Below are 12,633 nucleotides of genomic sequence, written 5' to 3' on the forward strand. Positions count from 1 at the left end.
TGTGTTGCGTCGCCGTTGGGCATTTGGCAGGCTACAGGTCGTGGTGGTGATAAGGCCAGAGCCCCACTAGATGTTGGGCGCGTTTGGAACCACACCAACCCTGCACAGCAACCCTTCCTGCCAAGGAGGTGCAGGTCCAATGCTCGAGATAGAGACCTCTGACGAAGCTGCCATCGTCAATCCCCTCGACTTGATCGAAGAGCTGGTGGAGGCCAATGAATGGGCCTTTGACCGGTCGCGCGAGGATGAGCTGGCGGTCGAGATTTCCGGTCGCTGGTGTGATTTCCACCTGTTCTTCGTCTGGCGCGGCGAGATGAGCGCCCTGCATTTCTCCTGCGTGTTCGACGCCAAGGTCGGTGTCGGCAAGCGCGCGGAAATCTGCAGCCTGCTTGCACTGGCCAACGAACGGCTGTGGCTCGGCCATTTCGACCTCTGCTCGGAGGACGGGATGCCGATGTTCCGCCACACCGTCCCGCTGCGCGGCGCGCGTGGCGCCACGGTCGAGCAGATCGAGGATCTGGTGGATGTCGCCGTCACCGAGTGCGAGCGCTTCTACCCGGCCTTCCAGTTCGTGCTGTGGGGCGGCAAGACCGCCGTCGAGGCGATCGACGCCGCCATGCTGGACACGGTCGGCGAGGCCTGAAGGTTTTTCTGGCTTTCTTCTCTTCCTTGTCACCCCCGGGCTTGACCCGGGGGTCCAGGGGCCACAGGCTGAAACGTCTCAGGCAGAGCACCGCCCCTGGATGCTCCGAACCCCATTGGGATCAAGTCCGGGCATGACAACCTGAATATAACTCCCCCCTTCCCCGAAAGGCTGCCCTGCGCCGTCGCCGGCTGACAGCCCTTGATCCCCATGCCAGAGTATTGGCCCTCCGATAACTCCAGACCGCATGGAAGGACCGACCGGCATGCAGCTGCATCTGAGCACCTGGGAAGAGGTGGACAGCTACCTTTCCACCTCCAAGGGCATCATCATCCCCATTGGCTCCACCGAGCAGCACGGCCCGAACGGGCTGATCGGCACGGATGCGATCTGCCCCGAGGTGATCGCCCGGGAAGTGGGCGAGCGCACCGGCGCGCTGGTCGGCCCGACCATCTCCATCGGCAATGCGCAGCATCATCTGGGCTTTTCCGGCTCGGTGACGCTGCGCCCGACGACGCTGATCGCGGTCATCAAGGACTATGTCGCCTCGCTGGCGCGCAACGGCTTCGAGCGGTTCTATTTCCTGAATGGCCATGGCGGCAATATCGCCACCGTGGGGGCCGCCTTCGCGGAGATCTACGCCGATTACAGCATGGCCATGCCCGGCTCCAACCGGCCGCAGGTGCGCTGCGTGCTGAAGAACTGGTGGGACACGCCGGGCGTGCAGGCGCTGTCCAAGGAACTCTATGGCGACAAGGACGGCTCGCATGCCACCGCCAGCGAGGTGTCAGTGACGCAGGCCGCCTATCCCGACGCGATCAAGCGCAAGGAAATGAAGCAGGCAGGTCGTGCACCGCGCCCCTTCGCCGATGCCGACGATTACCGCAAGCTCTACCCCGACGGGCGCATAGGCTCCGACCCGACGCTGGCGACGCCGGAGCATGGCAAGCGGCTGATTGAGGCCTCGGCCAGTGACGTGATCGAGGATTACCGCCGCTTCCTGGCGCTCGACTGAGGGCACCCGCCGGACGTGCCCTGGGAACGTGCCCTGGGAAATCGCCTTATGACATACCCCTCATGCAGTTGCATGTTAGGCATTTCCGGCGGAGCCGCCTATACTCGTTCCAAATAAAGGAACAATGAGCCGGTGCCGAAGAGGCGTCTCGCGGAATGCGAAATCGGGCGTTCCGCCAAGCCTCCAAAGCAAGCTGTCCTCGATGTCTCCAGGATCATTGAGGAAAGACTTGCATGGCCGGCCGGAAGGGGCGGCGCATGGACCATTTACTGCAGCAGCGGCTGATCGATCTGCATGGGTTGAGCGAGGCGGGGGAGTTCAAGGCCCACCTCCAGGATATCGCGCGGACCATGGGGTTCGCCCGTATTTTCTATGTCAGTGCCCGGCTGGTGCCGGCCAGCCTGCCAGGGCCGGGCGGTTTCGCCGAAATCCCGCTGATCCTCTGCGATTATCCCGAGGATTGGGTATCCCACTATCAGGGCCGCCAGCTGGCACGCATCGACCCGGTGATCGCGGCCTGCAACGCGACGCGCCGGCCGCTCAGCTGGGATGTGCGCGGCTTTGCGCCCGAGGCGGATGAGCCGGTCCGCCGGCTGCTGGACGATGCCATCGATGCCGGCATCGACCGGGGCATCTCGGTGCCGATCTACGGCGTGGGCGGCGAGTACGGCATGGTCACCTTCGTCGCCGACCGCGCGGAGCCTGCCCGGCCGCTCGACGATAGCGGGCTGCTCAACGACTGCACGCTGGTCGCCAACCATTTCCACATGACGCTGCGCCAGCGCATCGGCAACGACCCGGCCCAGATCGAGGCGCTGCGGCTGACCGCGCGCGAGCTGGAGGTGATGAAATGGGCCGCGGCCGGCAAGACGCGGGAAGAGATCGCCGACATCCTGAAGGTCACGCCGCATACGGTGAAGTTCCACATCTACAACACCCACGCCAAGCTGGATGTCTTCTCCACCCCGCATGCCATCGCCAAGCTGGTCTATCTCGGCCTGCTGGAGCCGCCGGGCCTCTCCGGCAGCCGGGGCTACCGCATGGTCTAAACCACCGGTTTAGGGCCCTTCCCCACCACCCCTAGACAATTGTCCAGCTAGTCCGGACCGGCCCCGCGCCGCCACCTTTCCCATAACAGGGAAAGGGGAACGGACGTGCGGATTCTGGTCAACCAGCCGACAGGTGGCGAGCGCTTCGGGGACGGTCTTCTGGATGCCATCTTCCGGCTCCGCGCCCGTTATTTCAACGGCCTGCGCGGCTGGAACCTGCCGCTGGAAAGCGGCTGCGAGATCGACCGCTTCGATGGCGCCGGCACGCTCTATGCCGCGGCGCTGGAGGATGACGGCACGCTGGTCGGCTGCTTCCGGCTGCTGCCGACGGAACGGCCGCATTTGCTGGACAGCTGCTTCCCCGGCCTGATGGCCGCGGCGTCCGAGCGCACCCTGATGCGCGGCCCCTGCCTGTGGGAGATCAGCCGGCTGGCGGTCATCCCGGCGGAACCCGACTCCCCTTTCCGGACCGAGACAGTACGCATCACCGCAGCACTGCTGGACTGCCTGTTCGCGCTGTGCGCGGAAGGCGGCATCCGCCGGGTGACCTGCGTGACCGACCTGCAGTTCGAGCGGCTGCTGCAGGTGCTGGGCTTCGACTGCCACCGCACCGCCGGGCCGGTGCGCATCGGCGTCGAGGATTGCGTCGCCGGCTACCTGGACACGCATGCGGAAAACCATGCGGCGGCGCGGCGTGCGGCGGCGCGCTGGGCCCGCCCGGCAGTGGCGTTGCCGGCAACACCCCAGCACCCCGACGCGTCAGCCCGCAGCGCCGTCGGTTGAGTAGAGCAAAACCACCAAACCCAGGGAGACGATCATGCATATCAGCGACCAGCTTCTGACCCATTCCGCCGCCGACATCGACAGTCTGGGCGGTATCGCCAACTGCCTGCTGTTCCTGGCCGAGGAGGCGGAGGCCAACAAGGAGATCGTACTGCGCGACCTGCTGAAGGCGGCGGCAATCTACGCCAAGGAGCGGTCCGACAGCATCTCCCCCTATGCCGTGCTGAGTGCGACCGATGGCGACTGATATCCAGTTCGCGCCTGTTGAGGCAGCGCCCCGCCCGCGCAAGGCGGCGCGACGCATCCTCACCAGCCGGGAGGAGTTCCGGGCCGCGAAGCGCGTGCCGAAGGCGAAGCTGCTGCCCTTCGTCGGCGTGCTGTTCGCCTCGAAGCCGCATCCGCCGAGCTTCTTCGTGCGGATGGCGAACGAGTATGGCGAAATCGTCGGCTTCGACATCGCCGGCAAGCCGCTCTATCTGGTGAACCATCCGGACTACATCCAGCATGTGATGCAGACCAATGCCGGCAATTACCGCAAGAGTGACTTCTATTACCGGCTGAAGGCGATGTTCGGCGACGGCATGCTGGTCACCGAGAACGAGCTGTGGCGCTCCAAGCGCACGCTGGCGCAACCTTCCTTCCGGCGCCACCGCTTCGACCATTACTGCAATGTGATGGCGGAATGCGGCACCAACCTGTGCGATGTGGTGGAAGCCGAGACGCGCGATGGCCAGCCGATCAACATCGTGCCCAAGGTCATGGCCGCCGCCCTGAACGTGGCGACCCGCACGCTGATGAACTGCGACCTCGCCGAGGATAAGGACCGCTTCACCGAGATCATCACCACCATCATGGTGCAGAGCGAGAAGCGCGTCTGGTCGCTGTTCGAACTGCTGCACGATCTGCCGACCAAGGCACGGGCCGAACGGCTGCAGGCGATCGCCGATTTCGACGCGCTGCTCTACAAGGTCATCAAGGACCGGATGGAGGGCCGCTCCACTCCCGATCCGGCCGGGCCGGACATGCTGCAGATGCTGCTGGAATCGGCCTGCCCGGTGACCGGGGAGCCCCTGTCCCTGTCCCGGCTGCGCGATGATTTCCTGACCATGGTGCTGGCCGGGCACGAGACCACGGCAGTCTCCATCGCCTGGTGCCTCTATATGCTGTGCCGCCATCCCGAGCATATGGCGACCGCGCGGGAGGAGGTGGACCGCGTGCTGGGCGGCCGGCAGCCAACCTATGAAGACCTGTCCGAGCTGAAATTCGTGAAGATGGTGGCGCAGGAGACGATGCGGCTCTACCCGCCCTTCTGGACGATGAGCCGGGCGGCGCTGGCGGATGACGAGGTGCGCGGCTATCGCATTCCGAAGGGCGCGACGATCATGCTGTGCCCCTATGTGATGCACCGGAACCCGGAATACTGGCCGGAGCCGGAGAAGTTCGACCCCTACCGCTTCACGCCTGAAGCCGGGGCCGACCGGCCGAAGCATGCCTACTTCCCGTTCGGCACCGGGCCGCGCCAATGCATCGCCAATCATTTCGCGATGTTCGAGGCACAGATCATGGTGGCGCAGATGCTGCAGCGTTTCGATCTGTCACTGCTGACCAGCAAGGAAGTGGAGTCGGAGCCGATGATCTCGCTCCGGCCCAAGCAGGGCATCCATTTCACTGCCCGGCCCCGCCTCTAGTGCCCCCAGCCTCTACGCTGAGAGCCGATGCGTTGCGGGCCGCACTTGGCCGGTGCGGTGCCCTACTTCGCTGCCTTGGCCGACCGGGCCGACCGGCCACCGCTCGCGGCGCCCTTGGGGCTGTCTGGCCCGCCGGTGCTGGTGCTGCTGAGGTGCGCTACCATGGCCCGAAGCTGCTCGCGCAGGGTGCGATCCTCGATCCGCTGGAGCCAGTAGAGGAAGGCCATCGCCTCGGACAGCGCCTCCTTGGTGATGTCCGGGAAGGCCTCGCGGACCTCATCCTCCAGCGTGCGGGTGAAGAAGTAGTTGGGCGAGATGTTCAGCGCCTTGGAGATGCTGAACAGGATGCTGGCCGGAATACGGTCCTGCCCGCTCTCGTATTTCTGCACCTGCTGGTAGGAAACGCCGACCTGGGCCGACAATTCCTGAAGGCTCTGCTTCAGAAATTTGCGGCGGTCACGCAGGCGCCGTCCGATCAGCAGATCCTGGGCGGTCCGTCTGGGTTTGCGTGGCATCGGCGAAGGCTTTGCGGTTCGGTCCATTTTCATCGGATTAAACTTGTATGATCCATACTACACGAGGTTGTCGAGAAGTGCATCAACCCTTCTCGGAGGTTGCATCCAACGCCTGCTGCCCCACCGCCTGTCTCTGGCGACCGGAAGCGTGCCGATGCTGACCCATCCCAGCGAACAGCTGCTGCAATGCGCCGAAAAACTGAGTGCGGCCATGCCCGGCCAGGCCGCCCATTTCGCCGTCGATCAGGCGCTTGCTATGCTGCGCCATCAAAACAGCGATCTGTATTTCTTCTGGATCGAGATACTCCGCGCCATTCTCGTCGTCGAGGAAACGGACGAACCGCCTCATTTGCTGCATTAGAGTTACAAATCTCAAATAAGCAATGGTCCATATGACGCCGCTGTCAAGTGCGGTCGGTCAGCGCCCCTGCGCGGCCCGCCAGCGCCGTGCGTCCGATTCGGCGGCCTCGCGGTCCTCCGTGGCGATCTCCCCGGCCAGCTGGCGCAGCATGTCGGCGGTGCCGGGCTCTCCCGCTTCTGACGCCAGAATCAGCCACTTATAGGCCTCGCGCAGATTCTGCTGCCCATCCTCCCCACGCGCATGGAGGCCGCCCAGCGCGGTCAGCGCCCGGGACACGCCGCCGACCGCCGCCTTCTCGTACCAGTAGATCGCGCGGGAGGTGTCGCGCGGCCCGCCCAGACCGGCCTCCAGCAGATAGGCGAGGTTGTACTGCGCCCCGGCCAGCCCCTGTTCGGCGGCCTTGCCGTACCAGCGCCGCGCCTCCGCCGGATCGGCCGCGACGCCACGCCCGAACTGCAGGGCCAGCGCCAGCTTGGCCTGTGCCTCCGGCACCCCCTGCTCCGCCGCCTTGCGATACCAGCGCACCGCCTCCGCCGCATCGGGTTCGGCCCCCCGCAAGCCCTGCTCATACGACAGGCCCAGCAGAAACTGTGCACGGGCATTGCCTGCCCGCGCCTGCGCCTCGTACCAGCGCATCGCCTCCACATAGCCGGCCGGCGGCTCGGCAGCCCGCGCCGGAGGCAGGGGCGACAGTGCGATGAGTCCGGCAACGAGAACCGGCAGCATCACCGGCACCATTGGGCGAAACGGAAAGCGAAGGGACAAGGAAGACATTACCCGAAGCAGCTGGATCAAGGCCGGGCCGGGCCGCTGCCGGTGAGCGCGCGCGGCGGCGCGCCATAATAGCCGATCAGTCGGCCGGCCTCGCTCGGCGGCAGCGGGGCCGGGTAGCACTCCGCCCGTCCCAGCGTCTGGTAGCAATAGACCGGCGTGTCGGGCGCGGCCACCTTCTCTTCCTTCTTGCCGGAGAGGCTGGCGGTGATCTCGTCGGTCAGCGCGCAGCCGCCCAGCAGCGTCAGGCAGGCAAGGATCGTCAGGCAGCGCGTCATGACCGGTTCCCCGATGCGGTATCACAATGCAGCAATCCCGCAACAATACGGCAAAAACCCCGCGCTATCCATCGTAACGCAAGAAAAGACCGGCGAGCCGGCATTGCCGGGCGCAAATCGCCTCGCATATCCGCCATATAGGTTGTATAAGAATATTTATATGCACTCATTGAGAGAGCTGCGATGCGCCTTTCCGTCATCCAGGGACGCTTCCGGGCCGGCGCCTTGCCGGGTTCGGTCATCCAGCGCCATGGCGGCGGCGAGGCCTTTCAGGTGCCCGCCACGATGGCGGCCCGGCTGGGCATGCCGGGCGGCGGCCAGCCGCTGCCGCCGACGATCCAGCGCCATATGGAGGGATTGCTGGGCGTGCCGCTGGGCGATGTGCGGGTACGCGTCGGGCCGGAGGCATCGGCACTGGGCGCGGTCGCCTTTACCATGGGTTCCACCATCCATTTCGCGCCGGGCCGCTACGACCCCGGCAGCCGGCAGGGGCTGCAGCTGCTGGGCCATGAACTCGCCCATGTCGTTCAGCAACGCCAGGGCCGGGTCGCCAACCCGTTCGGCAACGGCATCGCGGTGGTCAGCGACCGCGCGCTGGAGGCGCAGGCCGACGCCATCGGCATCAAGGCGGCGATGGCGGCGAGCGCGGCCCCATCCATGCAGATGAAGGGGCGGATGCAGGCCGGCCCGATGCCGCTGCGACCGGGTACTGCGGGTGGCGGGCAGGTCGCGCAGCCCATGTTCGGCCTCGAGACTCTGGCCAGCTATGCCATGCCAGCCCTCGGCTATGTTGGTTCCATGATCGCCGCGCATCCCTATATCGCCACAGCAATCGGCGCCGGCATCCTCTATGATCAGTTCAAGAGCTATATCTGGGGTTCGACAAAGCTGAACACCTTGCTCGGCCTGTCCGATCCGGCGGCCTACAAGCTGACGATCATTTCTTGGCATGGCGACGCCAGCACCTTCGCGGCGATGCATGAAAATGCCAGGATGTCGACGCAGAAGCGAGGGCGGGATGGCACCGAGCTCTCTAGATATCAAATCCTCTTCAAAAGCGTACTGGTCTGGCCAGTCAATGTTGTCCTTGGCCATGTTTCAGTCGAGCTGGCGGACATGACGGGCAAGGTGATCTTCATCAAGGGATACTGGCCAACTGGCGTGAAAGACGATTCGACGGAGTATATTGGCGTCTCATCCACACGCGAGACCTTCCACATTTCGCAAAAACAGGCCGACCGGCTGGTCGCTGCTATCGACAAATCGGAAAAGGCGCCCGCCCGTTTCGCCTGGACCGGCTATGGCGGCGACAGTTGCGCCTCCTGGGCTTTGAAGATGATGCGCACCGCCGGTGTCAGCGGCGGTACCTTCTTCGACCGCTACATGCTCTCCCTGCCGAAGCTGGTGGCCTGGACCGGCGGCAAGAAGTCCGGCCACGCGCACGCCCTCTGACCTGTTCCCCCGGTTGACAAGCCGATAGGGCGGGCGCACGATCCCATCGAAATTCGCCAACCGCCTATCGCAATCCGATAAAACCAGAGAGACATCATGGCCGAAGCCGACCGTATCCAGCCGATCAGCCTGGAGATGATCCGCACGCTGATCGGCATGCCCACCGTCAGCCGCGACAGCAATCTCGAGCTCATCGCCTATGTGCAGGACTATCTGAAGGGCTTCGGCGTCGAGTCCACGCTGGTGCATGACGAGACCGGCAAGAAGGCCAATCTCTACGCCACCATCGGCCCGAAGGACAAAGGCGGCATCTGCCTGTCCGGCCATACCGACGTGGTTCCCATCGACGGGCAGGACTGGCATACCGACCCGTTCCAGGTGGTGGAGAAGGACGGGCTGCTCTATGGCCGCGGCACCAGCGACATGAAGAGCTTCATCGCCATCGCGCTCGCCTTCGTGCCGGAATTCCTGGCAAAGCCGCTGAAGACGCCGATCCATTTCGCCTTCTCCTATGATGAGGAGGTCGGCTGCATCGGCGTGCGCCGCCTGCTCGACATTCTGGAAAAGCAGCCGGTGAAGCCGGCGGCCTGCATCGTCGGCGAGCCGACCTCGATGAAGCCGGTTGTCGCGCACAAGGGCAAGAAGAGCACGCGCTGCCATGTGCACGGGCTGGAATGCCATTCCTCGCTGGCGCCGACCGGCGTGAACGCGGTGGAGTTCGCCGCCGAGATCGTCACCTACCTGCGCGGCATGGCGAAGCGCAAGCGGACAGAAGGCCCGTTCGACCCCGGCTTCGATCCGCCGCACACGACCGTCCATACCGGCCTGATGCATGGCGGCACGGCGCTGAACATCGTTCCGAAGGACTGCTATTTCGATTTCGAGTTCCGCCACCTGCCGGAGGATGACCCCGAGGAACTGCTGGGCGAGGTGCGGGAATTCGTGGAGACCAGGCTGTTGCCGGAGATGCACGCCATCGACCCGGCGACCGGCGTGCGCTTCGAGCAGATCTCGCAGATTCCCGGCCTCGACATGAAGGATGACGACCCGCTGACCCAGCTGGTCATGGCGCTCAGCGGCGCCAACTCCACCGGCAAGGTCGCCTTCGGCACCGAGGCCGGCCTGTTCCAGCAGACCGGCATCCCGACCATCGTGTGCGGCCCCGGCGACATCGCCCAGGCGCACAAGCCGAACGAGTTCATCGCCCTCAGCCAGGTTGCCAAGGGCGAGGCCTTCATGCGCCGCCTGCTGGATAAAGTGCGGGCGTAAGGGCGTTTAATGACCTTGTCACCCCCGGGCTCGACCCGGGGGTCCAGGGGCCACAAACCGAAACGATACAGGCAAAGCGCCGCCCCTGGATTGCCGGGACAAGCCCGGCAATGACCAATAGAGGCGGGCAAGACGGCCCGCCCTAATCAGTTCGACAGTTCGCGTGAGCGCTGCGTGGCCGCGTCCACGGTCTTTTCCATCAGCTGCGTCAGGCCGGCCTTTTCGTCCATCAGAACCTGCAGGCCGGCATAGGTGGTGCCGTTCGGGCTGGTGACGTTCTGGCGCAGCACCGCCGCATCCTCACCGGTCTGGCGCATCAGTTCGCCGGCGCCGGCGACGGTGGCGCGGGCCAGCTGCATGGCGATGTCCGCCGGCAGCCCGACCTTCTCCCCGGCTGCCGCCATCGCCTCCACCATGTGGAACACATAGGCCGGGCCGCTGCCCGACAGGCCGGTGATGGAATCGATCAGCGCCTCGTCCTCGACCCACACCGCCTCGCCCACCGCGCGCAGCAGCCGGTCGGCGAGGTCGCGCTCGGCCTTGCCGACATTCGCGTTGGCGGTGCAGCCGGTGATGCCGCGCCCGATGGCAGCCGGCGTGTTCGGGATGGTGCGCACGATGGCGGCCTTGTCGCCCAGATGCTGCTCGAAATAGGCGATGGTCTTGCCCGCCGCGACCGACAGGAAACAGGTGCCGGGCTTCGCGAAGCGGCGATAGGCGCCGATCACGTCGCTCATCACCTGCGGCTTCACCGCCAGCACGATCATCTCCGGATGCAGATCAGCCGGCAGGGCGTCGGCGGACGCAACGACACTGATGCCGGGCTTGCTGCCCAGCCCGTAAGGCAGGCTGCCCGACGGCTCCACCACATAAACACCGGCATCGGCGGTACCCTGCGCCAGCCAGCCTTCCAGCATGGCGCCGCCCATCTTCCCGCAGCCCACCAGCAGCAATGGCCGTTCCATCTTGCATCCCTCCCCGTCCAAAAGCATGAGCGGGCGTTATACGCGATGGTTTTCACGCAGCAAACCGGGGAAAGACAGAATTGCCCGGCGCGCGATTGCCGCCGCCCCGTTCCGGCGATAGCCTGCGTGCCATGAAACGCTCCCTGTCGGGAGCGACCCCCAAACCGGAGAGGGACATCATGACGATGAACCGACAGATCACCCTGGCCTCCCGGCCGGTCGGCGCGCCGACGCCCGACAATTTCAAGCTGGTGGAAACCGCCGTACCGACGCCAGAGCGCGGACAGGTGCTGGTGAAAGCGCTTTATCTCTCGCTCGATCCCTATATGCGTGGCCGGATGAGCGACGCGAAATCCTATGCCCCCAGCGTGAAGATCGGCGAGGTGATGACCGGCGGCGCGGTCGGCCGCGTCATCGATTCCCGCCATCCGGGATTCAAGGAAGGCGATATCGTCGAAGGCCGCATCGGCTGGCAGGATTACGGCCTGGTCGAGGGCGGCATGCTGCGCAAGGTGGATCCCGATGTCGCCCCCATCTCCACCGCGCTGGGCGTGCTGGGCATGCCGGGCCTGACCGCCTATTTCGGCCTATTCGAGATCGGCAAGCCGCGCCCCGGCGAGACGCTGGTGGTCTCCGCCGCCTCGGGCGCTGTCGGCGCGGTGGTCTGCCAGCTGGGCAAGATGGCCGGTGCGCGGGTCGTCGGCATCGCCGGCGGGCCGGACAAATGCGCCTATGTGAAGGATGAGCTGGGCGTCGATGCGGTCATCGACTACAAGGCCGAGAAGGATTTGGCGAAGGCGCTGGCCGCCGCCTGCCCGGATGGCATCGATGTCTATTTCGACAATGTCGGCGGCCCGGTGACCGACGCCATCGCCAATCTGTTCAACCTGCGTGCCCGGATGATCGTCTGCGGCCTGATCTCGCACTACAACATGCCCGACGGCTATGTCGGCCCGTCGATCCTGCGCTCGGTGCTGACCAACCGCGTGCTGATCCAGGGCATGATCGTGTTCGACTGGCACGACCGCTGGCCGGCGGGCATCGCCCAGCTCGGCAAGTTCGTGAAGGCCGGCAAGCTGAAATACAAGGAGGACGTGACCGAGGGGCTGGAGAACGCCCCGGCGACCTTCATCGGCATGCTGGAGGGCCGGAATTTCGGCAAGACGATCATCAAGATCGCCGAATGAGCCTTCTGGAGGAGCGGACGGCGCAGCTGGCCGAGGATCTGGCCGCGCTGTCCGCCCGCGACCCGGATATCGCGGCAGCATTGCGGGAGATCGGCGCGCCCGATCCCCGCATCGCCGAGCCGGGCTTCGAAACGCTGCTGGGCATCATCCTGGAACAGCAGGTCTCCGTCGCCTCGGGCAAGGCGATCCGCCGCAAGCTGGAAGATGCGCTGGGCGACGTGACCGCGGAAACCGTTGGCGCCGCCGAGGATGCGGTGCTGGTCGGCTGCGGCTTCAGCCGGCCGAAGCTGCGCTACGCCCGCATCCTGGCAGCGGAGGTGGCGGAAGGCCGGCTCGACCTCGCCGGGCTGGCGGCGCTGCCGGACGAGGACGCGATGGCACGGCTGACGGCGATCACCGGCATTGGCCGCTGGACGGCGGAAATCTACCTGATGTTCGCGCTTGGGCGGCGCGACATCTGGCCGGCGCCGGACCTTGCATTGCAGGTTGCGGCACAGCATCTGAAGGGCCTGCCGGCACGGCCCGATGTCCGCGCGATGGACGACATCGCCCGGGAATGGCGGCCGTTCCGCAGTGGCGCAGCGCTGTTGCTGTGGCGGTTTTACCGGCATGTCCGCAACCGCCCTTCGACGGATGCCGTCTAGATTCTGGAGGGCG

The 12,633-nt window shown here is 65.6% G+C and carries 15 protein-coding genes; 11 read left to right on the forward strand and 4 right to left on the reverse strand.

What is annotated here, in order from left to right; all coding sequences use genetic code 11:
• Positions 1–139: 139 nt before the first annotated feature.
• The 6 genes from P24_RS11795 to P24_RS11820 all read left to right on the forward strand — a co-directional run bounded on the left by P24_RS11795 (position 140) and on the right by P24_RS11820 (position 5,178).
• Complete coding sequence (locus P24_RS11795; RefSeq protein ID WP_008944955.1) at positions 140–643, forward strand: type III secretion system chaperone family protein; 504 nt, start codon at positions 140–142, stop codon at positions 641–643.
• Positions 644–908: 265 nt separating this feature from the next.
• Positions 909–1,658: a creatininase family protein gene (locus P24_RS11800; protein WP_008944956.1), complete on the forward strand. Its 750-nt coding sequence runs from the start codon at positions 909–911 to the stop codon at positions 1,656–1,658.
• A 233-nt stretch (positions 1,659–1,891) separates the two neighbouring features.
• Complete coding sequence (locus P24_RS11805; RefSeq protein WP_008944957.1) at positions 1,892–2,707, forward strand: LuxR family transcriptional regulator; 816 nt, start codon at positions 1,892–1,894, stop codon at positions 2,705–2,707.
• Positions 2,708–2,812: 105 nt separating this feature from the next.
• On the forward strand, positions 2,813–3,490 hold the full coding sequence (locus P24_RS19265) for an acyl-homoserine-lactone synthase (protein WP_008944958.1): 678 nt from the start codon (positions 2,813–2,815) through the stop codon (positions 3,488–3,490).
• Between the two features lie 34 nt (positions 3,491–3,524).
• On the forward strand, positions 3,525–3,737 hold the full coding sequence (locus P24_RS11815; protein WP_008944959.1) for a hypothetical protein: 213 nt from the start codon (positions 3,525–3,527) through the stop codon (positions 3,735–3,737).
• On the forward strand, positions 3,727–5,178 hold the full coding sequence (locus tag P24_RS11820; protein WP_008944960.1) for a cytochrome P450: 1,452 nt from the start codon (positions 3,727–3,729) through the stop codon (positions 5,176–5,178). Before P24_RS11815 ends, P24_RS11820 begins: the two co-directional genes overlap by 11 nt.
• Positions 5,179–5,240: 62 nt before the next feature.
• On the opposite strand, the gene P24_RS19270 is transcribed toward P24_RS11820, so the two are convergent.
• Positions 5,241–5,693 carry a helix-turn-helix domain-containing protein gene (locus P24_RS19270; protein ID WP_051013129.1) on the reverse strand — a complete coding sequence of 151 codons (453 nt, stop codon included), beginning with the start codon at positions 5,691–5,693 and terminating at the stop codon, positions 5,241–5,243.
• Positions 5,694–5,847: 154 nt separating this feature from the next.
• On the opposite strand from P24_RS19270, the gene P24_RS11830 reads away from it, so the two are divergent.
• Complete coding sequence (locus P24_RS11830) at positions 5,848–6,054, forward strand: hypothetical protein (RefSeq protein ID WP_008944962.1); 207 nt, start codon at positions 5,848–5,850, stop codon at positions 6,052–6,054.
• Positions 6,055–6,111: 57 nt separating this feature from the next.
• Here P24_RS11830 and P24_RS11835 read toward each other — a convergent pair whose 3' ends face one another.
• Both P24_RS11835 and P24_RS11840 read right to left on the reverse strand, forming a co-directional pair.
• Complete coding sequence (locus P24_RS11835) at positions 6,112–6,780, reverse strand: tetratricopeptide repeat protein (RefSeq protein WP_008944963.1); 669 nt, start codon at positions 6,778–6,780, stop codon at positions 6,112–6,114.
• A 65-nt stretch (positions 6,781–6,845) separates the two neighbouring features.
• Complete coding sequence (locus P24_RS11840; RefSeq protein ID WP_008944964.1) at positions 6,846–7,103, reverse strand: hypothetical protein; 258 nt, start codon at positions 7,101–7,103, stop codon at positions 6,846–6,848.
• Positions 7,104–7,286: 183 nt separating this feature from the next.
• Between P24_RS11840 and P24_RS19275 the strand changes: the two genes are divergently transcribed.
• Together P24_RS19275 and argE are read left to right on the forward strand one after the other, a co-directional pair.
• The gene (locus tag P24_RS19275; RefSeq protein WP_008944965.1) at positions 7,287–8,555 is read left to right on the forward strand and encodes an eCIS core domain-containing protein; all 1,269 of its coding nucleotides are present in this window, start codon (positions 7,287–7,289) and stop codon (positions 8,553–8,555) included.
• 96 nt (positions 8,556–8,651) lie between these two features.
• Positions 8,652–9,824 carry an acetylornithine deacetylase gene (gene argE, locus P24_RS11850; protein WP_008944966.1) on the forward strand — a complete coding sequence of 391 codons (1,173 nt, stop codon included), beginning with the start codon at positions 8,652–8,654 and terminating at the stop codon, positions 9,822–9,824.
• A 146-nt stretch (positions 9,825–9,970) separates the two neighbouring features.
• On the opposite strand, the gene proC is transcribed toward argE, so the two are convergent.
• On the reverse strand, positions 9,971–10,789 hold the full coding sequence (proC, locus tag P24_RS11855) for a pyrroline-5-carboxylate reductase (protein ID WP_008944967.1): 819 nt from the start codon (positions 10,787–10,789) through the stop codon (positions 9,971–9,973).
• Between the two features lie 179 nt (positions 10,790–10,968).
• Here proC and P24_RS11860 point away from each other — a divergent pair, with 179 nt between their 5' ends.
• The gene (locus P24_RS11860; protein WP_008944968.1) at positions 10,969–11,976 is read left to right on the forward strand and encodes an NADP-dependent oxidoreductase; all 1,008 of its coding nucleotides are present in this window, start codon (positions 10,969–10,971) and stop codon (positions 11,974–11,976) included.
• Positions 11,973–12,620, forward strand: coding sequence for a DNA-3-methyladenine glycosylase family protein (locus P24_RS11865; protein WP_008944969.1), 648 nt, complete (start codon positions 11,973–11,975; stop codon positions 12,618–12,620). The genes P24_RS11860 and P24_RS11865 overlap by 4 nt, the downstream gene beginning before the upstream one ends.
• Positions 12,621–12,633: the final 13 nt, after the last annotated feature.

This window comes from Oceanibaculum indicum P24, from assembly GCF_000299935.1.
Taxonomy (GTDB): domain Bacteria; phylum Pseudomonadota; class Alphaproteobacteria; order Oceanibaculales; family Oceanibaculaceae; genus Oceanibaculum; species Oceanibaculum indicum.

Coding starts and splice junctions, on each gene's coding strand:
- P24_RS11820 (WP_008944960.1), top strand. CDS start 3,727: ATGGCGACTGATATCCAGTTCGCGCCTGTTGAGGCAGCGCCCCGCCCG.
- P24_RS19270 (WP_051013129.1), bottom strand. CDS start 5,693: ATGCCACGCAAACCCAGACGGACCGCCCAGGATCTGCTGATCGGACGG.
- P24_RS11860 (WP_008944968.1), top strand. CDS start 10,969: ATGACGATGAACCGACAGATCACCCTGGCCTCCCGGCCGGTCGGCGCG.
- proC (WP_008944967.1), bottom strand. CDS start 10,789: ATGGAACGGCCATTGCTGCTGGTGGGCTGCGGGAAGATGGGCGGCGCC.
- P24_RS11840 (WP_008944964.1), bottom strand. CDS start 7,103: ATGACGCGCTGCCTGACGATCCTTGCCTGCCTGACGCTGCTGGGCGGC.
- P24_RS11815 (WP_008944959.1), top strand. CDS start 3,525: ATGCATATCAGCGACCAGCTTCTGACCCATTCCGCCGCCGACATCGAC.
- P24_RS11830 (WP_008944962.1), top strand. CDS start 5,848: ATGCTGACCCATCCCAGCGAACAGCTGCTGCAATGCGCCGAAAAACTG.
- P24_RS11800 (WP_008944956.1), top strand. CDS start 909: ATGCAGCTGCATCTGAGCACCTGGGAAGAGGTGGACAGCTACCTTTCC.
- P24_RS11835 (WP_008944963.1), bottom strand. CDS start 6,780: ATGCTGCCGGTTCTCGTTGCCGGACTCATCGCACTGTCGCCCCTGCCT.
- P24_RS19275 (WP_008944965.1), top strand. CDS start 7,287: ATGCGCCTTTCCGTCATCCAGGGACGCTTCCGGGCCGGCGCCTTGCCG.
- P24_RS11805 (WP_008944957.1), top strand. CDS start 1,892: ATGGCCGGCCGGAAGGGGCGGCGCATGGACCATTTACTGCAGCAGCGG.
- argE (WP_008944966.1), top strand. CDS start 8,652: ATGGCCGAAGCCGACCGTATCCAGCCGATCAGCCTGGAGATGATCCGC.
- P24_RS11795 (WP_008944955.1), top strand. CDS start 140: ATGCTCGAGATAGAGACCTCTGACGAAGCTGCCATCGTCAATCCCCTC.
- P24_RS11865 (WP_008944969.1), top strand. CDS start 11,973: ATGAGCCTTCTGGAGGAGCGGACGGCGCAGCTGGCCGAGGATCTGGCC.